Annotated in this window: 23 protein-coding genes and 1 riboswitch; of the genes, 10 read left to right on the forward strand and 13 right to left on the reverse strand. The window is 59.5% G+C overall.

Features of this window, described 5'->3' with window-relative positions; all coding sequences use genetic code 11:
• Positions 1 to 73 precede the first annotated feature (73 nt).
• From AO726_RS19545 to AO726_RS19565, 5 genes are all read left to right on the forward strand, one after another.
• Positions 74 to 1,981 carry a TonB-dependent receptor domain-containing protein gene (locus tag AO726_RS19545; protein WP_058069781.1) on the forward strand — a complete coding sequence of 636 codons (1,908 nt, stop codon included), beginning with the start codon at positions 74 to 76 and terminating at the stop codon, positions 1,979 to 1,981.
• A gap of 75 nt (positions 1,982 to 2,056) precedes the next feature.
• Positions 2,057 to 2,818, forward strand: coding sequence for an ABC transporter substrate-binding protein (locus AO726_RS19550; RefSeq protein WP_160320972.1), 762 nt, complete (start codon positions 2,057 to 2,059; stop codon positions 2,816 to 2,818).
• On the forward strand, positions 2,806 to 3,792 hold the full coding sequence (locus tag AO726_RS19555) for a FecCD family ABC transporter permease (RefSeq protein ID WP_058069783.1): 987 nt from the start codon (positions 2,806 to 2,808) through the stop codon (positions 3,790 to 3,792). Before AO726_RS19550 ends, AO726_RS19555 begins: the two co-directional genes overlap by 13 nt.
• Positions 3,783 to 4,511 carry an ABC transporter ATP-binding protein gene (locus AO726_RS19560; protein ID WP_058069784.1) on the forward strand — a complete coding sequence of 243 codons (729 nt, stop codon included), beginning with the start codon at positions 3,783 to 3,785 and terminating at the stop codon, positions 4,509 to 4,511. The genes AO726_RS19555 and AO726_RS19560 overlap by 10 nt, the downstream gene beginning before the upstream one ends.
• Positions 4,512 to 4,515: 4 nt before the next feature.
• Positions 4,516 to 5,055 carry an ATP:cob(I)alamin adenosyltransferase gene (locus tag AO726_RS19565; RefSeq protein ID WP_058069785.1) on the forward strand — a complete coding sequence of 180 codons (540 nt, stop codon included), beginning with the start codon at positions 4,516 to 4,518 and terminating at the stop codon, positions 5,053 to 5,055.
• 29 nt (positions 5,056 to 5,084) lie between these two features.
• On the opposite strand, the gene AO726_RS19570 is transcribed toward AO726_RS19565, so the two are convergent.
• The 12 genes from AO726_RS19570 to nrdR form a co-directional block, all read right to left on the reverse strand.
• Entirely contained in the window at positions 5,085 to 5,501 is a 417-nt protein-coding gene (locus AO726_RS19570; RefSeq protein ID WP_058069786.1) for a hypothetical protein, read from the reverse strand.
• Positions 5,498 to 6,118, reverse strand: coding sequence for a GTP cyclohydrolase II (gene ribA / locus AO726_RS19575; protein WP_058069787.1), 621 nt, complete (start codon positions 6,116 to 6,118; stop codon positions 5,498 to 5,500). Before ribA ends, AO726_RS19570 begins: the two co-directional genes overlap by 4 nt.
• Before the next feature lie 127 nt (positions 6,119 to 6,245).
• Positions 6,246 to 6,872, reverse strand: coding sequence for a retropepsin-like aspartic protease family protein (locus AO726_RS19580; protein WP_446737436.1), 627 nt, complete (start codon positions 6,870 to 6,872; stop codon positions 6,246 to 6,248).
• 38 nt (positions 6,873 to 6,910) lie between these two features.
• Positions 6,911 to 7,639 carry a substrate-binding periplasmic protein gene (locus AO726_RS19585; protein ID WP_058069789.1) on the reverse strand — a complete coding sequence of 243 codons (729 nt, stop codon included), beginning with the start codon at positions 7,637 to 7,639 and terminating at the stop codon, positions 6,911 to 6,913.
• A 16-nt stretch (positions 7,640 to 7,655) separates the two neighbouring features.
• Positions 7,656 to 8,186 carry a phosphatidylglycerophosphatase A family protein gene (locus AO726_RS19590; RefSeq protein ID WP_058069821.1) on the reverse strand — a complete coding sequence of 177 codons (531 nt, stop codon included), beginning with the start codon at positions 8,184 to 8,186 and terminating at the stop codon, positions 7,656 to 7,658.
• Positions 8,179 to 9,147, reverse strand: a complete 969-nt coding sequence (gene thiL / locus AO726_RS19595; RefSeq protein WP_058069790.1) for a thiamine-phosphate kinase — start codon at positions 9,145 to 9,147, stop codon at positions 8,179 to 8,181. The genes AO726_RS19590 and thiL overlap by 8 nt, the downstream gene beginning before the upstream one ends.
• A gap of 193 nt (positions 9,148 to 9,340) precedes the next feature.
• The gene (gene nusB / locus AO726_RS19600; RefSeq protein ID WP_058069791.1) at positions 9,341 to 9,835 is read right to left on the reverse strand and encodes a transcription antitermination factor NusB; all 495 of its coding nucleotides are present in this window, start codon (positions 9,833 to 9,835) and stop codon (positions 9,341 to 9,343) included.
• Positions 9,832 to 10,308, reverse strand: coding sequence for a 6,7-dimethyl-8-ribityllumazine synthase (gene ribH / locus AO726_RS19605; protein WP_058069792.1), 477 nt, complete (start codon positions 10,306 to 10,308; stop codon positions 9,832 to 9,834). The genes nusB and ribH overlap by 4 nt, the downstream gene beginning before the upstream one ends.
• Before the next feature lie 51 nt (positions 10,309 to 10,359).
• On the reverse strand, positions 10,360 to 11,454 hold the full coding sequence (gene ribBA, locus AO726_RS19610; protein ID WP_058069793.1) for a bifunctional 3,4-dihydroxy-2-butanone-4-phosphate synthase/GTP cyclohydrolase II: 1,095 nt from the start codon (positions 11,452 to 11,454) through the stop codon (positions 10,360 to 10,362).
• Between the two features lie 11 nt (positions 11,455 to 11,465).
• The gene (locus tag AO726_RS19615) at positions 11,466 to 12,128 is read right to left on the reverse strand and encodes a riboflavin synthase (RefSeq protein WP_058069794.1); all 663 of its coding nucleotides are present in this window, start codon (positions 12,126 to 12,128) and stop codon (positions 11,466 to 11,468) included.
• A 167-nt stretch (positions 12,129 to 12,295) separates the two neighbouring features.
• Positions 12,296 to 12,453, reverse strand: a riboswitch (FMN riboswitch).
• A gap of 86 nt (positions 12,454 to 12,539) precedes the next feature.
• Positions 12,540 to 13,655, reverse strand: coding sequence for a bifunctional diaminohydroxyphosphoribosylaminopyrimidine deaminase/5-amino-6-(5-phosphoribosylamino)uracil reductase RibD (gene ribD / locus AO726_RS19620; RefSeq protein WP_058069795.1), 1,116 nt, complete (start codon positions 13,653 to 13,655; stop codon positions 12,540 to 12,542).
• A complete protein-coding gene (gene nrdR / locus AO726_RS19625; protein WP_058069796.1) occupies positions 13,652 to 14,122 on the reverse strand; it encodes a transcriptional regulator NrdR in 471 nt (156 codons plus the stop codon). The genes ribD and nrdR overlap by 4 nt, the downstream gene beginning before the upstream one ends.
• Positions 14,123 to 14,235: 113 nt before the next feature.
• On the opposite strand from nrdR, the gene AO726_RS19630 reads away from it, so the two are divergent.
• The 3 genes from AO726_RS19630 (at position 14,236) to trxA (ending at position 16,334) form a co-directional block, all read left to right on the forward strand.
• Complete coding sequence (locus tag AO726_RS19630; protein ID WP_058069797.1) at positions 14,236 to 14,691, forward strand: YbaY family lipoprotein; 456 nt, start codon at positions 14,236 to 14,238, stop codon at positions 14,689 to 14,691.
• Positions 14,688 to 15,344 carry a class I SAM-dependent methyltransferase gene (locus AO726_RS19635; protein WP_058069798.1) on the forward strand — a complete coding sequence of 219 codons (657 nt, stop codon included), beginning with the start codon at positions 14,688 to 14,690 and terminating at the stop codon, positions 15,342 to 15,344. The genes AO726_RS19630 and AO726_RS19635 overlap by 4 nt, the downstream gene beginning before the upstream one ends.
• Before the next feature lie 117 nt (positions 15,345 to 15,461).
• Positions 15,462 to 16,334: a thioredoxin gene (gene trxA, locus AO726_RS19640; RefSeq protein ID WP_058069799.1), complete on the forward strand. Its 873-nt coding sequence runs from the start codon at positions 15,462 to 15,464 to the stop codon at positions 16,332 to 16,334.
• Positions 16,335 to 16,371: 37 nt separating this feature from the next.
• Here the strand turns inward: trxA and AO726_RS19645 are convergent, their stop codons facing one another.
• Positions 16,372 to 16,710, reverse strand: a complete 339-nt coding sequence (locus tag AO726_RS19645) for a hypothetical protein (RefSeq protein ID WP_058069800.1) — start codon at positions 16,708 to 16,710, stop codon at positions 16,372 to 16,374.
• A gap of 123 nt (positions 16,711 to 16,833) precedes the next feature.
• Between AO726_RS19645 and AO726_RS19650 the strand changes: the two genes are divergently transcribed.
• Entirely contained in the window at positions 16,834 to 17,409 is a 576-nt protein-coding gene (locus AO726_RS19650) for a DUF2796 domain-containing protein (RefSeq protein ID WP_058069801.1), read from the forward strand.
• A 56-nt stretch (positions 17,410 to 17,465) separates the two neighbouring features.
• Positions 17,466 to 18,176: an ABC transporter ATP-binding protein gene (locus AO726_RS19655; RefSeq protein WP_058069802.1), complete on the forward strand. Its 711-nt coding sequence runs from the start codon at positions 17,466 to 17,468 to the stop codon at positions 18,174 to 18,176.

The following is an 18,176-nucleotide window of genomic DNA, read 5'->3' on the forward strand; positions in this document are numbered from 1 at the left end:
GCGCGTCTGCCCGCCCCCGTTCTTGTCCCTGCCCTCCTCAAAAGTCTTTCTGACCTTTTGAGGATTATTCCTAATGAAAATCTCCCGAATTGCCCTGGCTGTTGCCCTGGCACCCTGCTTGCCGTTGGCTGAAGCTGCATCGCGCAATGATGCTCTGCAGTTGTCCGACACCCTGATTACCGCCAACCGCGACGTGCAAAAGCGCGCCGATTCCACCACCGCCAGCAGCGTGTTCACCCGCGCTGATATCGAGCGCCTGCGTCCAACCAACGTGTTGGAGTTGCTGACCCATGTGCCGGGCGTGCAAGTCGCTAACTACGGCGGCCGTGGTGCCAATTACGGTCTTTACATTCGCGGCACCAGCACCGCCCAAAGCCTTGTGCTGATTGACGGCGTACGGGTGGGTTCGGCGACCATCGGCGGGGCCAGCCTGCAATACCTGAGCGTGGATCAGATCGAGCGGATTGAAGTCCTGCGTGGTTCTCGCTCTGCAATTTACGGTGCTGACGCCATGGGCGGCGTGGTGCAGATCTTCACCCGTCGCAGTAGTGGATTGGGCTTGAACCCAACCGTGCGCATTGCCGGTGGCAGCGACGGCACCTGGGAGCGCTCACTGGGCCTGTCCGGCGGCGACGAGCGCACCCGTTTCAACCTCACCGCAGCACTGGAAGAAACCCAGGGCTTTGACCGTACCCGCACGTCCTACCCGGAAGATGCCGATCACGACGGCTATCGCAACCGTTCGCTGTCTGGCACCCTCAGCCACCAGCTGACGGACGACATTGAAGTCGGTCTGTCAGTACTCGATCAGCGCGGCAAAACCGAGTTCGACAACCCATTCGGTCGTTGGGACAACACCACGTTCACCAGCAACCCCAGCAAGCCCTACGACGAATACAGCGTCAGCAGCAGCTCGGCTTATCTCGATGCACGCATCAATGACCTGTGGAGCAGCCGCATTGAGCTGGGCCACAGCGAAGACAAGCAAGAGAACTTCGACAAGCTCTACGCTGGCAGCACCGTCAACAACACTTACCGCGACACCGTCAGCTGGCTCAACACACTGTCACTGGGCAACGGCCACAGCCTGCGTGCCGGTGCCGAATACCTGAACGACAAGGTACGCAGCAGCAACAACTTCGCCCAGAACGACCGCGACAACCAAGCGCTGTTCGCTCAGCACAGCTTCGAAGGTGAGCACTTCTCCACCGAACTGGGCATGCGCCACGATGACAACGAGCAGTTCGGCAGCGAGAACACCTTCAACGGTGCACTGACGCTCCCCGTGAACGCCGATAATCAGTTGATCCTATCCTACGCCGAAGGCTTCCGCGTACCGACCTTCGCTGATCTTTACTGGCCCTACGACAGCGGCTACCAAGGCAACCCCAACCTCAAGCCGGAAACCTCCAAAAGCTACGAGCTGCAATGGCGCAGCCAGCTCAGCGAGACCGCAACGTTGGAGGCTTCGCTGTACCGCACTGACTTCCGCAACCTGATTGCTTACGTCAGCGACCCGGTTACTTGGGAAAGCACCATGGATAACGTGTCCCGTGCGCGCATCCACGGTTTTGAAGCGAGCCTGAAACAGGAGCTGTTCGGCTGGCAGACTGATCTGGGCATCAGCATCATCGACCCGCGTGACCGCGAAACCGGCCACACTCTGCCCAACCGCGCCCGCCGCACCCTCAACTTCGATGTGGACCGTCAGTTCGGCAGCATCGGCGTCGGTGCCAGCTTCAGCGCGGTCAGCAGCAGCTATGCCAATGCTGCTAACAGCTCCAAACTGGCTGGCTACGGCGTGCTGGATCTGCGCACCAGCTGGAAGGCCAGTGACGAGCTTAGCTTTGATTTGAAGTGGAACAACGCGCTGGATAAAGACTACAGCCGCTTGGTCTACAGCTATCAGGGCAAAGAGTATGGCTATCAGGAAACACCGTCTGCCGTCATGCTTGGCATGACCTGGACACCTTCGCTGTAATCCACAGGCTCCGCACTCAGGGCGGAGCCACTTATTCACAGGCGGAGGCCAGCCTCCGCTATTCAGGGAGCTGATGTGCGCCTGCTGACACTTCTGTTTATTGCCCTGTTGAGCCCCGCGCTGCACGCTGCGCCGCAGCGGGTGGTGTCGCTCGACCTGTGCATGGACTGGCTGCTGGCGCACTACGCCCCGCCTGAACGGGTAGCAGCGTTGTCATCCCTACACAAACGCTACCCAGTTGAGTGGATCGGCACGCACTGGCCCAGCCACGACGGCAGTCTGGAACAGGTCTACGCACTGAAACCTGACAAGGTGCTGGTCGGTCAATACGCGGCCTCACTGCTACGCAAGCGTCTGGCCGAACTGGGGATAGACGTTGAGATCCTGCCGCTGCCGCAAACCTTGGAACAGGTGACAGCCTACGAGCAGCAATTCCTCAAGGCACTCGATCTGCCGCTCAGCCTGACCGAGACAGCCCCTGCAGCCCTGTCAGCACCGTCGCATCCGCAACGCCTGCTGTTGCTCGGCGCCAACGGCATCGGCACCGGGCGCGGCACGCTGGAGGATGAAATTCTGCAGCGGGCCGGCTGGACCAATTACCTGCAAGGCGAAGGCTATCTGCGTCTCGATCTGGAGCAGATCGTGCAAGATCCGCCCGATGCAATTCTTTGGGCTGCACCGGAGAATCAGGCGTTGGCCAACCAGTTCGCCGAACACCCGGCCTTGCAACAGGCCGTGCCCGCCGAGCGCTGGCTCACCACCGATTACTGGCGCTGGCAATGCCCCGGCCCCTGGACATGGGAACTGATAGGACAACTGCATCAATGGCTCGACTGATCACTCCCCTGCTCGGCGTACTGCTTGTCGCGCTGGCCCTGCTGTCGTTAGGGCTTGGCTCGACCAATACGCCAGTGCTCGCGGGCCTGCATGACTGGCTGAACGGCGTGCACAGTCCACAGGCGATCGTGCTGGGTGATATTCGCCTGCCCCGCACCCTGCTCGCCCTAGCAGTCGGGGCCGCGCTCGGGCTGGCAGGCGCGGCGCTGCAAGGGCTGTTGCGCAATCCGCTGGCTGACCCGGGCCTGACCGGAGCCAGCCAGGGCGCTGCACTGGGTGCCGCCAGCGTGTTTTATTTCGATCTGCTGCCTTGGGCCGGCGCACTGGCACCGGCTCTGGCGGGCCTATCCGGCGCAGCCATCGCCCTGCTGCTGATGGTGCTGCTGGCTGGCAGCCGCGGTACCGGTATGGTGATCATGGCCGGCCTTGCGATCAGCACCCTCAGCGGTGCCCTTCTGGCAGCAGTACTCAACTTTGCGCCCAATCCGTACGCCATGCAGGAGCTGGTGTTCTGGCTACTGGGCTCGGTGTCTGAGCGCGGCCTTTATCATTTACTGGTAATCGGCCCGGCACTGCTGCTGGGCTTTAGCCTAATCTACAGCCAACGCCGCCTACTGCTCGGCCTGAGCCTTGGCGAGCAAGTGGTGGACAGCCTGGGCCTCAATCACAAACGTGGCAGCCGCCTGATCGTACTGGGCTGCGCCATTCTGGTCGGTGCCGCAGTGGCAGTCGCGGGCGGCATCGCCTTTGTCGGCCTGCTGGTTCCGCATCTGATCCGGCCGTTCGTGCATCAGCGGCCCGACCGCCTGCTGATCCCTTCAGCACTGGCAGGCGCGTGCCTGGTGTGTCTGGCCGATATCTGCATCCGCCTGCTGCCAGCCGGGCGTGAACTGAACCTGGGTGTGCTCACCGCGCTACTCGGTGCCCCACTGTTTATCTGGTTGGTGTGGAAGGAGCGCAAGCAATGGATCTGATTCAGGTGGAAAACCTGAGCGTCAGCGGGCGCTTGCAGCCGATCAGCTTCACCCTCAAACGCGGGGAAATGCTCGGTGTGATCGGCCCCAACGGCGCGGGTAAATCCACCCTTTTGCAATGTCTGGCCGGCATTCAGCCGTATAGCGGCCGTATCGAATTTGAAGGCCGCAACCTTGCAGAGCTGAAACAGCGCCAGCGCGCCCGCCTGTTTGGTTATCTCCCCCAAGCCCAACAGAGCGCCTGGGCCTTGCGTGTAGAGGATGTCGTCGCCCTTGGCCGCCTGCCGTGGGGCGATGAGGACACACAGAAAATTGAAGCCGCTATGCGCCTGGCCGATGTCACCCAGTGGCGCAAACGCCCGGTGGCGCAGCTCTCCGGCGGCGAGCAGGCGCGGGTCTGGCTGGCGCGGGTACTGGCTGGCGAGCCCAATGTGCTGCTGGCAGATGAACCCATCGCCAGCCTCGACCTGAAGCACCAGCGAACCATCATGGAATTACTGCGCAGCCACTCGCACTGGCAACAGGCGACCATTTTGTCTCTGCACGATTTAAGTCTGGCAGCACGCTATTGCGACAAGCTGTGCCTGATGGCTGAAGGCCGGCTGCTGGCATTCGGCAGCGCAGCAGAAGTGCTGACGCCAGAGCACCTGAGCCTGGCCTTTGGCGTCGATGTGCACGTAGACCTCGACAGCCAGCCGCCCATCATCCTGCCACGGTGAAACCATGCCCCTGAAGCTCAGCAAAAATCTGGACGAAGTCTGCTATCCCTTTATTCAGGAAACCTCGTACCTGTGTGATTTCGAAGTGCTGACCGATGAGCTGTGCGCGCTAATCGGTGCTGTGCTGGCCTATCTGCCGGAAGACATGGCGGACATCCGCGAGGATCTGCAACAGCTACAACCGTTGGCTTTCCACCTAAACGGTTCAGTGCGCGGCAGGCTGGCGGTCGAGGAAAGCGACCTGAACTGGCTTAACGCTCGTTTGGAGCATTACCGCAGCGAGTTACAGGGCCAGCAGCACCGCTTCGTTCTACCGCGTGGAGATGTGCCGGTGCCACAACTGAATCAGGCCCGCTCATCTGCAAAGAAGGCGATCCGGGCGTTGGTGCGGGTGGATGAAGAAGGCATTGAAGTGGCGTCGATTTTGCCGCGCCTGTGCAACCTGATGTGCAACTTCTTCTTTTACCTGACGCTGGTGGTGAACCAGCGCCGGGGTTTTATCGAAACCGAGTTTGTCAGCAAGAGCTACGGCCCGCTGCGCTAGGGTCTATACGCAAAGTCTCCGGGCGAAATTCAGGCGAGCTGACGGGGAGTCTTGTACAGGTACAGGATAACCAGACTGGAAGCAGTCAGAAGAATCAGCGGCACGGCTTCAAGCCCGGCAAACACCGCAACTGCAGCAATCCAGGCGGGCAATGCGCCAACCAACGCTGCTTTGCGCCGCACCTGAGCCAAGGTCTGCCAGGCAGCGGACTCAGCATCCGTATCAAAGGCCTTCTCGGTGGCGATCAGTGCGTGTTTGTAGCGGTGGAACATCGGCAGGCTGAAGAACATAGAAATCAGCCCAACCATAAACACCGGCATAGTCAGTTTGCCGTGCTGAAAACTGTCACCAAACAGCGTGTTCAGTACCAGCACCGGCAACACGATGGCCACCAGCAGCAGCCACCACTCAAGCGCCAGACGGCGACGTTGTTGCAAACGTGTCACAGCTTACCCTCGACCTCGCCCTGATGCAGGCTGCCAAGCATGTGCCCGAGTTTGCCGGCTTTGGTCGCCAGGTATTTTTCGTTGTACACATTCAGGCCCTTCTGCAGCGGCACGCGGGATGCCACATTGATGCCCATTTCACCCAGCGCTTTAACCTTGCGCGGGTTGTTGGTCATCAGCTTCAGCTGGGATACGCCCAAGTGTTCAAGCATCGGCAGGCAGATGGAGTAATCACGCAGGTCGGCAGCAAAGCCCAGACGCTCATTGGCCTCAACGGTGTCAGCCCCACCGTCCTGCAACTCGTACGCGCGGATTTTATTCAGCAGACCAATGCCGCGGCCTTCCTGACGCAGGTATAACAGCACACCGCGGCCTTCTTCAGAGATCGCACGCAATGCCGCTTCAAGCTGGAAGCCACAGTCACAACGCAGGCTAAACAGCGCATCGCCGGTCAGGCACTCGGAGTGCAAGCGGCCCAAAACGGGTTCGCCATCCGCCACATCACCCATGGTTAACGCGACATGCTCCTTGCCCGTGCCTTCTTCCAGGAAGCCATGCATGGTGAATACACCAAATGGCGTAGGCAATTGGGATGCGGCCACAAACACAACGGACACCGGATGCTCCTAAGATCAAAGACGGAACGAATAAGGGCCGCATTGTAACAGCAGGCCCCGGCAGCCGGTCAGTCTGAATTTTTGATGTAAATGATCAATGGTCTGAGTGGAAGTCGAAAGCAAACGGCTAGTACTTAGACTCCAGCACCAGCGCATCCTGCTCCAACTTCCAGCTCACCCGATTGAGATAGCTCATGCCAAGCAGGGCTTCTGCAGGCGAGCCGCCCTCCAGAATCACGCCTTCTACACCCAGCACTTCAATCTCACCGATTTTGACGCGATCAAGGTTCACCCGCCAGCCATTGGTTACACCTGCGGCGGTACTGACCTGCAAAGGCTGGCCGCTGACACGATAATCAATGCCCAAACGCCGCGCATGGCCCTCATTAAGCGCAATCGATGTGGCACCGGTGTCGACCAGAAAATGCACCGTGTGGCCATTCACCGAACCCGGCACCCAATAATGACCGCCCATTCCTTTAGCGATGCTAAGCTGTTTTTTCTGCGACTCGGCATAGCCAGAACTGTAATCGCGGCTCAGGGTGTAATTGCGCTCGACACCATCAACCCGCAGCACCGCTCCACGACTGTCGGCACTGACCACCTGCACGCCACCAGGCCCCGTCTGCCCGACCTTTACCAACTTGCGCTGGCCATCGACGTTAATCACCGCCGCACCGGGAAACAGCCCCACCACTCGAACCTGAGATGCCGCATAGGCCCAGTCAGCAAAAAGCAGCGGCAAACTCATCAATGCACTACGCAATACGGACATGCAGGTACTCGCGGCTATCAATCGAAGGGGTAAGCGCGCTTCCAGCGCTCAAAAACTGGCCGTAGGCTACCATCGGCTATCAGCACTTTCATCCGCTCATCAAACACCTCAGCCAGTTCACGCCCTTTGGGCGTGTCCGCAAAACCGACATAAACAGGCAGTTTCACCAACGGCGTGAGCCTGTAATTGTCTCGGTCTGTGGTCTGCATCAGAACCTGCTGCAACTCTGTCAGGTCATCCAGGTAATAGTCCGCATGGCGCAGTTGCAACATGCTGAGGACGTTACTGGTACGGGAGATTTCCCGGTAGTTTCTGGATGTCGGCAGATAGCGATGGAACTGGTAGCCATGCAGCCAGGCCAGACGGTAGTCCTGCAAGGTCTGAATCTGCGGCACGGGAGCCTCTTTGAGGCTGAGCGCCGCGACCAGATCCTGATCGTAATGGTTTTGGGGATAGAAAATACCCTGACGGACTTCGTAGTAATACGAACCGGCAAACGCATCCACTTCACCGCGTCGGGCCAAGCCAGATGCCCGTGTATACGGCACGCTGTGAATAACCAGTTCAATACCTGCCGGCGCATAGACCAAGCGCAGGATATCCCAGGCCAGCCCCTCGCCATCAGGTTGCGTGTAATGTGTCCAGTTCTCGCTGGCCACAGTTATTTGCTGCACAGGATCGGCATATGACAACGGCAACTGCCCTAGCAGCAGTGCTAATACCCACCAAGCCACGCTCCGCCGCATACACAACTCCCGCCGTTTAGAACCCCAGCATTGCCCCCAGCCGGGTCTCCCAGAACCACACCACCCCGTGCAAGCTGGCCCAGGCGAAAACGCCAGCCAGAATATCATCCAGCATGATGCCGGTTCCGCCGTGAACCTGACGGTCGATCCAGCTTATCGGCCAGGGCTTAAGAATATCGAACAGGCGGAACAACAAAAATCCCACAATCAGCCAGCCCCAGCCTTCCGGCACCAGCCAGAATGTAATCCAGATACCGACAAACTCGTCCCAAACGATGCCCTCATGGTCGTGCACGCCAAGGTCGCGGGCCACTTTGCCGCACAACCAGCAGCCAAACAGCATGCTCAGCACCAGCACCAGCACATACCCCCAGCCCGGCAACAGTTGCAGCAGCGGCACAAACGGCAAAGCCACCAACGAACCCCATGTCCCCGGTGCTTTGCGCAGGGTCCCTGAGCCAAAGCCAAAGGCGAGAAAATGCCAGGGATTGCGCCACACCTGATGGGCTGCGATGGGGGCAGTTTTTGCTTTGATCTGATCAGTCACGAGGGTTTCCAAAGTGTTGATAACCATGTTCTGGCAATGGCAGTGAACGTCCCTGCTCATCCAGTAGTGTAACGCCCTCACCGGCTTCAACCCGGCCAATTACCCATATCGGTAGGCCCGCCTGCTCAAGCGCGGACAGATGCTGCTCTGGCAAGGTGAAAGCCAGACGGTAATCGTCGCCGCCACTCAGCGCACAGCGTAGCGCCTGCGGCCCTCCAGCCACGGCTCGCAACGCCTCAGACAAAGGCAGCCGCGCCTGCTCAATCAGCAGTGCCACAGCCGACGCTTTGGCAATATGGCCGCAATCAGCGAGTAAGCCATCGGAGATATCCAATGCCGCGCTAGCCTTACCACGCAGCGCTTGCCCCAACTCCAGTTGCGGCCGGGGCGACCAGTAGCGCGCCAGCAACACTTCAGCAGCAGCGCTCAGAGGAGTGGTTGGCTCAAGCACCAACGGCAAGGCCCCCGCCGCATCGCCCAGCTCGCCGCCGACACACAGCAGATCGCCGACCTGAGCGCCACTGCGGGTCAGCGCCTGCCCTTGTGGAACCTGGCCGAAAACCGTCAGCGTCATGCTCAACGGGCCGCGCGTCGTGTCGCCGCCAATCAACCGAATAGCGCAAGACTCGGCCATTTGATCCAAACCACGGGCAAAGCCCTGCAGCCAATTGGCGTCCGCAGAGGGCAACGTCAGGGCAAGGGTGAAAGCAACGGGCTGCGCGCCCATTGCGGCTAGATCGCTGACTGACACGGCGAGCGCGCGCTGGCCGAGAAGATAAGGATCAGCCTGATGCGGGAAGTGCACACCTTCGACCAGTGTGTCAGTGGAAACTGATAATTGCTGGCCGACCGCTACGTCCAGCAAAGCACAGTCATCCCCGATGCCCAGCACAATACCTTCGCCACTGCGGGCGCAGGCTGCCGAGGCAAAGTAATGACGGATTAATTCGAACTCACCCAAGGCTGGTCACACCAATTAAGGCTTCAGCTCATGGGTTGCCGCGCTGGCCGGAACAGCCAGCGGCATGCACAACAACTCCGCAGAGCGGGCGCCAGTGAATAAGACAGCTGCCGCAGCAGCCTGCACGAAACGCGCATGGACCCTGAAGTCCGGGTTTACCCTGCTCCCTGACACCCGTACGGAGTAGCAGCAATCAGCGCTTGTAAGCGCTGACTTCAGCAGCCCGAAGGCTCGGTGCCAGCTTGTCCAGAACGCCGTTGACGAACTTGTGTCCGTCGGTAGCTCCGAAGACCTTAGCCAGCTCGATACCTTCGTTGATCACCACGCGATACGGAATATCAACACGGTTCTTCAGCTCGTAGGTGGACAGACGCAGAATCGCCAGTTCAACCGGATCGATTTCATCCAGCGGACGATCCAACAGCGACTCGAAAGCACCGTCGATTTCACTCTTCTGGCGCGGCACGCCGTGCAGAATCTCGTGAAAGTAGGCACCGTCGACAGCACTGAAATCGTTATCGACGCGGAACTGCGCTTCGATCTCGTTCAGCGGCTGGCCGGCCATGTGCCAGGAGTACAGCGCCTGCATAGCCAGAGCGCGCGCCTGACGACGCGCCGAAGTTTTACCGCTTGGTGCTTTCGGGCCTTTAGCCTTTTGTGGCTTCTGGCCGTTTGTATCGTTACTCACTTGGCCTCCAACTGCGCCAGCAGGCTGACCATTTCCAGGGCAGACAGCGCAGCTTCAGCACCTTTGTTACCTGCTTTGGTGCCGGAACGCTCAATGGCTTGCTCGATGGAGTCAACAGTCAGAACACCGAATGCAACCGGCACACCGAACTCCATGGAAACCTGAGCCAGGCCTTTAGTGCACTCGCCAGCAACGTATTCGAAGTGCGGAGTACCGCCACGAATGACCGCGCCCAGGGCGATGATGGCTTCGTACTCGCCACGCTGAGCGACCTTCTGCGCAACCAGCGGAATCTCGAACGCGCCCGGCGCACGGATGATAGTGATGTCGCTTTCGCTCACGCCGTGACGAACCAGCGCGTCTACTGCGCCACTTACCAGGCTTTCAACAACAAAGCTGTTGAAGCGGCCCACGACCAGGGCAAAGCGGCCCTTCGGGGCGATAAAAGTACCTTCAATGGTCTTCAGGGTCATAACGCATCTCGTCTATGTTAAAGAGCCAGACCGCCAGGGCGGCCGGCGGAATCAGTTAGAGGGCAGATATTCTACAACTTCCAGATCGAAACCGGACAATGCATTGAACTTCATCGGCGAACTCATCAGGCGCATCTTACGCACCCCCAGATCACGCAGAATCTGTGAACCGGCCCCTACAGTGCTGTAAGTGGTCGGCGTCGCCGCCTTAGCCTCGCCAGCCAACTGGCGCTGCAGGCTTTGCATCAGTTCAGCACCGGTCAGGGCATTGCCCAGCAGCAAGACAACACCGGTACCAGCCTTGGCCACTTCAGCCATCGCCGCACGCATGCTCCAGCGACCAGCCAGATTGACCATAAACAGGTCACGCAGCGGGTCCATGTTGTGCACACGCACCAGGGTAGCCTCTTCCGGCTTGATCTCACCCAGGGTCAGCGCCATGTGCACAGTGTTTTCCACTGCATCACGATAAGTGACCAGTTTGAACTGTCCCAGCTCGGTATCCAGCACCTGCTCCGAAGCGCGCTCAACGGTGCGCTCGTGGATCAGGCGGTAGTGGATCAGATCAGCAATGGTGCCGATCTTAATGCCATGCTCAGCAGCAAATACTTCCAGCTCAGGGCGACGGGCCATGGTGCCGTCGTCGTTCATGATTTCGCAAATCACGCCGCTGGGCTCAAAACCGCCCATGCGCGCCAGATCGCAGGCCGCTTCGGTGTGACCGGCACGAGCCAGAACACCGCCTGGCTGCGCCATCAGCGGGAAGATGTGGCCGGGGCTGACGATATCGTCGGCAACCGCATCTTTGGCCACGGCAGCCTGCACGGTGCGGGCACGGTCAGCGGCGGAAATACCGGTGGTCACGCCTTCAGCCGCCTCGATGGAAACGGTGAACTTGGTGCCGAAGCCGGAGCCGTTACGCGGCGCCATCAACGGCAGCTTGAGGGTTTCGCAACGCTCGCGGGTCATCGGCATGCAGATCAGACCGCGGGCAAAGCGCGCCATAAAGTTGATGTGCTCGGCGGTAACACACTCAGAAGCGATGATCAGATCGCCTTCGTTCTCGCGGTCTTCGTCATCCATGAGGATGACCATTTTCCCGGCGCGGATGTCTTCAACCAATTCTTCAATGCTGTTAAGAGCCATGCTGACAATCCTTAATTCTTCAGGTAGCCGTGTTCGGCCAGGAAACTTTCAGTGAGACCGCTGGCCTTGCCGTCGGCGGCCTTGTCGCCCAGCAGCAGACGCTCCAGGTATCGCGCCAGCAGATCAACCTCAAGGTTGACCTGACGCCCGGCTTGGTAATCAACCATGATGGTTTCAGCCAGAGTGTGCGGCACGATGGTCAGCTCAAACTCGGCGCCATTCACCGCATTGACAGTCAGGCTGGTGCCGTCAACCGTGATTGATCCCTTGTGCGCAATGTATTTGGCCAACTCACGCGGAGCACGAATGGTGAATTGCACCGCACGGGCGTTATCGGCACGGGCGATCACTTCGCCAATACCGTCAACGTGGCCACTGACCAGATGCCCGCCCAGGCGGCTGCTGGGGGTCAGGGCTTTTTCCAGATTGACCTTGCTGCCCGCTTTCAGATCAATAAAGGCTGTACGTGCCAGGGTTTCACGGCTGACATCCGCCCAAAAACCGTCACCCGGCAATTCAACCGCAGTCAGGCACACACCGTTCACGGCAATGCTGTCGCCGAGTTTGACATCGCTGAGGTCGAGCTTGCCGGTCTGCACATACACCCGCACATCGCCCCCTTTGGGCGTCAGCGCGCGGATACTGCCAATGGCTTCGATTATTCCGGTAAACATGCTACCCCCTGAGTATCGCGCAGCATTAAGCACTGGCCAGTCGGGCCAGATCGCCAATGCAGATAAGGACAAACAAACATCTGTAGCAACTCCTGTTTTGTAAAAAACAGGGCGTGTTTGATCGATAGGGATTTCGGGGCACGTGACAACGCGCCGGATACAGGCAATCCCGCTCTCTCTTTATCCGGACTTTAACCGTCGGCCCCGGAATCACACCGGGTCTGCTGTCCTTGCTCACTCGACAAGCTGAACAAGCGCTCGCGGGCTAGACGCTTTGCGCATCATTACCGCCGGTGGGGAATTACACCCCGCCCTGAGAACGTTGCGGCCATCACAGAATGGCCGAAGCGCTTTTTATCACAAATTACCCGGTGGCTGCACTGGCCGACGGGCACTTTGCCTAACCATTCATCACGCGTCGGGGCTCGGCACGGCCACAATCAGCCAGTCCTCACCCACTGCACGCATATCAACAATCTTCAGTGATGGTGCTTCATCCATGCGCGCCAGCGGCAGGTCCATCAGTGGGCGCGCTGTAGAACCGAGCAGCTTGGGGGCCATGAATATCTGGTACTCATCAACCAGCCCCACTCGGGCAAACGCACCGGCCAATCGCGGACCGGCCTCAACCAAGACTTCGTTCACGCCCCGCGAGGCCAACTCCACCAGTAGCTTGCGCAGGTCCACATGCCCATTACTACCGGGCACCGCCAGCAGCTCGTGGCCTTCCGCCTGATAACGGTCTCGGGCCGTTGCCGCGGCACAGGTCGCCACCAGCGCAGTACCTGCCTGAAAAAACGGCACATCCAACGGTACCCGAAGTCGCCCGTCAATCAGCACCCGCAGCGGCGGACACCCCAACGCCAGCGCACTTAACTCTGCGCCCAGACCCAGCTCTTCGTTACGCACCGTCAGGCGGGCATCGTCGGACAAGACCGTATCAGCCCCAGTCAGCACCACACTGGAACGCGCCCGCAAACGCTGCACAGCTGAGCGCGCTGCGCTTCCGGTGATCCACTTGCTCTCACCACTGGCCATAGCGGTGCGCCCATCCAGGCTCATCGCCAGTTTGACCCGGACAAACGGTAAGCCCGACTCCATACGCTTGATAAACCCGGCGTTCAACGCGCGGGCTTCCGCCTCCAGTACACCACTGAGCACTTCAATTCCAGCCTCGGCCAAACGACGCAATCCGCTGCCTGCAACCTGCGGATTGGGATCCTGCATCGCGGCCACCACTCGGGCGACACCGGCCGTGACCAGTGCATCAGCGCAGGGCGGCGTACGGCCGTGATGGCTGCAAGGTTCAAGCGTGACGTAAGCCGTCGCGCCACGGGCGCGCTCACCTGCCTGACGTAACGCGTGCACTTCAGCGTGGGGCTCGCCCGCTTTGGCGTGCCAACCCTCGCCGATAATGCGCCCATCCTTGACGATGATGCAGCCGACGCGGGGATTGGGATGTGTGGAATAAAGCCCTTTACGGGCCAATTCGAGGGCACGCGCCATAAAGGCGTGATCTGAATTCATCGCTGACCTTTCGCGGGTTCACGGGACAGACGTTCGATTTCTTCGCGGAACTCGTTGAGGTCCTGAAAGCGCTTATAGACTGAGGCGAAGCGGATATACGCCACTTCATCCAGCTTTTGTAGCTCGGTCATCACCAGTTCGCCCAGCACCAGCGACTTCACTTCACGCTCGCCGGTAGCACGCAGCTGGCTTTTGATATGGGCGATGGCCGCTTCCAGACGCTCGACACTGACCGGGCGTTTTTCCAGCGCCCGCTGCATGCCAGCGCGCAGCTTCTCTTCATCGAAGGGTTGACGGCTGCCATCCTGTTTAATCAGACGCGGCATGACCAGTTCGGCGGTTTCAAAGGTGGTGAAGCGCTCACCACAGGCAACGCATTCACGCCGACGACGAACTTGATCGCCCTCGGCCACAAGCCGCGAGTCGATCACTTTAGTGTCGTTGGCAGCGCAGAAGGGACAATACATAGTGATGGCCAGAAAGAACGGAAGCGGCCATGGTAGCGCATCCCTCTGGCAAGACAAGTCACGACCTTTACGGTATATAGGCGGCCGGAAAAAATGCTCATCGGATGACACCCATGAAACACGCGACACCTGCAAAAAGCTTTGTTTGCGCGGCCCTTCTGGCTCTTCTCAGCGCCTGTGCGAGCGACGCACCTGAGCCGACTGAACTCAGCCCAGCGGCCTCTGCGCCGGTCGTGGAAGAACCAGCCGTAGTGCCTGCTCATCTGCGAGAACTGTCAGGCAGCCTGCTAAATGTACCGGCCTCTGCCGAGGTGGAGATGGCCCTGCTGGCAGTCGATCTACGCGGTCGCCCTCACGCGCTGCTGGGCGATATCCGCCTGCGCGGTACCGGCGAGCCATTGCCCTTCAATCTGCGTTTCAACCCGGAGACCTTTACGCGCTACCAGAAGGTCGAACTGCGGGCCCGCGTTAACCAATCCGGCCGCCTGATTCTGCGCCTGCCAGCACGCACCATTATGCAACCCGAGTCTCAGACACTGGGCTCCCTGTCACTGGTACCCGCTCCGTGAAAACACCTGCTGCCTTGCAGAACGCCCTGAACAGCCTGCTGGGCGATGCCAGACTGACTGCAACCGAACTGCCTGGCACAGAGATCAAATTGTGGCTGATTGATGCGGACAATATGGACCGCGCCTTCAGCCCGGAAGAAACCCGACTGATTCTGGAAGAGCCTCCGTACTGGTGCTTCTGCTGGGCCAGCGGGTTGGTACTGGCGCGCTGGCTCGCTGAACGCCCGGAGTGGGTGCGTGGCAAGCGCGTGCTGGACTTTGGCGCAGGCTCCGGCGTCGCCGCAATCGCTGCAGCCAAAGCCGGTGCCGCGGAAGTGGTGGCATGCGATCTGGACCCACTGGCCCTTGAGGCCAGCCGCGCCAATGCAGAACTCAATGGTGTCAGTCTCAACTACTCGACGGACTTCTTTCAGGAAGCGGACCGTTACGACCTGATCATCGTGGCCGACGTGCTGTATGACAGCGCCAACCTGCCTTTGCTTGATGAGTTCCTCAGCCGGGGACGTGAAGCGCTGGTGGCCGATTCACGGGTGCGTAATTTTCAACATCCGCTGTACCAACGCCTGGATGTGCTGGAGGCCAGCACCTGGCCCGATCTGGCCGAGCCTGCCGAATTCCGCTACGTCAGCCTGTATCATGCGCAGCGCGGGTGAGGCCGGAGGTAACGTGACTCTGCGACCGGTAAACCCATCCAAACGCGTGCACCCTTGTATCCGGGCCGTGCGCCCGCATTTATAGTGCAACCGTATTTCGCCCAGCCGAGACTGACCATGACCGACAGCCCTTATATTTTTGATGTTTCCGGCAGTGCTAGCTTTGAACAGCTGGTGATCGAAAACTCGTTTCACAAGCCCGTGCTGGTGGACTTCTGGGCGGATTGGTGTGCCCCGTGCAAGGCCCTGATGCCGATTCTGGCCAAACTCACCGAGGAGTACCGTGGCGAGCTGCTGCTGGCCAAGGTCAATTGCGATATCGAACAGGACATCGTCGCCCGCTTTGGTATTCGCAGCCTGCCGACCGTGGTGCTGTTTAAAGACGGTCAGCCTGTCGACGGTTTTGCCGGCGCACAGCCGGAATCCGCTATCCGCGAAATGCTCAAGCCCCACGTCGCTGAACCGGCAGCCGTTGCCGAAGACCCGATGGAAGCCGCTCAAGCTGCCTTCAATGATGGCCACTTCGCCGAAGCCGAAGCGTTGCTCAAAGCAGTCCTGACTGAAAACAACGAAAACGCCGCCGCACTCATTCTCTATGCCCGCTGCCTGGCTGAGCGTGGCGAGCTGGGCGAAGCCGAAGCTGTGCTCAATGCCGTCAAAGGTGATGAACACAGACAAGCTCTGGCCGGTGCCCGTGCGCAGCTAACTTTTTTGCGTCAGGCCGGTGAGTTGCCAGACAGCGCCGAGCTGAAATCCCGCTTGGCACAAAACCCTGAAGACGATGAAGCCTGTTACCAGCTGGCCATCCAGCAACTGGCCCGCCAACAGTACGAACCTGCGCTGGAGTCGCTGCTAAAGCTGTTCGTGCGTAATCGCAACTATGCCGACGGTCTGCCGCACAAAACACTGTTGCAAGTGTTTGAACTGCTGGGCAACGATCATCCGCTGGTGACGACCTACCGCCGCAAGTTGTATCAGGCCATCTACTGAGTTCAGTGCAGCGGGTGGCTCATACAGGTGCCCGCGCTCAGCCAACCCAGTGATAAACCGGTGCATCTGCGCCGGTTTCCATCCGCACCAACGGGCTGTGCCGCAAGCGCACCAGCAAGCGTTTACCCGCCGCCTCACCTCCCGCCAAAGCCGCCAGCTGGCTCATTAGCTGAGGCCCCTCGACACTACCGGAACTGCGCAACAACTCCAGCGTGGTTTGCCAGACCTGATCGTCCGCTGCAGCAGGTTTGGGGACAGCAGCATCGGTAACCGTCTCAACACTCACCTGACTGGCCAACTGCGCCCAATCCTGAGCATCCATTTCAATCGTCAAATCAACCGGCCACTGACCGATCTGCCCACGAATACGCACCATTACTCATCCCTCGAACACCAATGCGTAATGCTCCCATGCCCGGGATCGCCCGCCAAGCAGCCCTAGCCAGCCCCAGCAAAACCCTGTTATAACATAACGATAAATTGCACTCTGGAGAGTCCCATGCGCCGCTTTTTATTCGCCCTGCCTGTCGCACTTCTGCCCTTAGCCTGCGTCGCCCATGATCATGCCGAGCACGACCATCAGCACGAAGAACACGGCAGTCTTGGCGCACACGTTCATGGCTTTGCCGAATTGGATGTGGCGCTGGACGGTCAGACTCTGGAACTGCAATTGAACAGCCCGGCGATGAACCTGGTCGGCTTTGAGCACGAAGCCAAAAGCGCCGAAGACAAAAGCAAAGTGGCATCGGCCCAGAGCGAACTCGGTAAGCCCGTTGAACTGTTCGGCATCAGCCAAGGCCAATGCAGCGTGACCGCACAGGAACTTGAAAGCCCGCTGTTTGCTGACGCCCACGCACACAATGCGCACGATCACGACGACCACAAGCAGGCACACAATGACATCCACGCGCATTACACCCTCGCCTGCGCGGAGGCGGATAATTTGAAACAACTTGACCTCAGTGAGCTGTTCAAGCGTTTCCCAGCAACCGAGAAAATTAAGGTACAACTGATCGGCCCGTCTGGTCAGAAAGGCCAAGAGCTGACAGCCGACAGCCCGACCCTAAGTTTCTGATAGCGGCGCACACCCATTCGCACAAGAACGGCCGGGGCAACCTGGCCGGCTAGGTTATGACGCAAACGCTGATCGAACTTTCTGAACTGGGCTTTGCCTGGCCCGGCCAGCCTGAACTGCTGGATATTCCTGCATTCACCCTTAGCAAGGGCGAAACGCTGTTCCTTAAAGGCCCCAGCGGTAGCGGCAAGACCACCTTGCTGGGGCTACTTGGCGGCGTACAGAAACCTGGACGGGGCCGTATCCGCCTGTTGGATCAGGAGTTAAGCGCACTGCCCGCGTCGGCGCGGGACCGCTTCCGTGTCGATCACATCGGTTACATCTTTCAGCAGTTCAATTTACTGCCCTTTCTTTCGGTACAGGAAAACATCGAGCTGCCTTGCCACTTTTCCGCAACCCGCGCCAAGCGGGCCGCTCAGCGTTTTGGCAGCGTGCAGGACGCCTGTAAAGCGCTGCTTAATCATCTTGGCCTATCCCAAAGCGAACTGCTGCAACGCAAGGCCGGGGAGCTTTCCATCGGCCAGCAACAGCGTGTCGCTGCGGCGCGTGCGCTGATCGGCCAACCGGAGCTGGTGATTGCCGATGAACCCACTTCGGCGCTGGATGCAGACACCCGCGAAGCCTTTATCAAGCTGCTGTTTAGCGAATGCCGCAGTGCGGGTTCCAGCTTGCTGTTTGTGAGCCATGACCAGAGCCTCGCTGGATTGTTCGATCGCAACGTCTCATTGGCGGAGCTAAACCGCGCCAGCCGCGTGACGGAGATTTAA

This window comes from Pseudomonas sp. TTU2014-080ASC (genome assembly GCF_001446935.1).
Lineage (GTDB): Bacteria > Pseudomonadota > Gammaproteobacteria > Pseudomonadales > Pseudomonadaceae > Aquipseudomonas.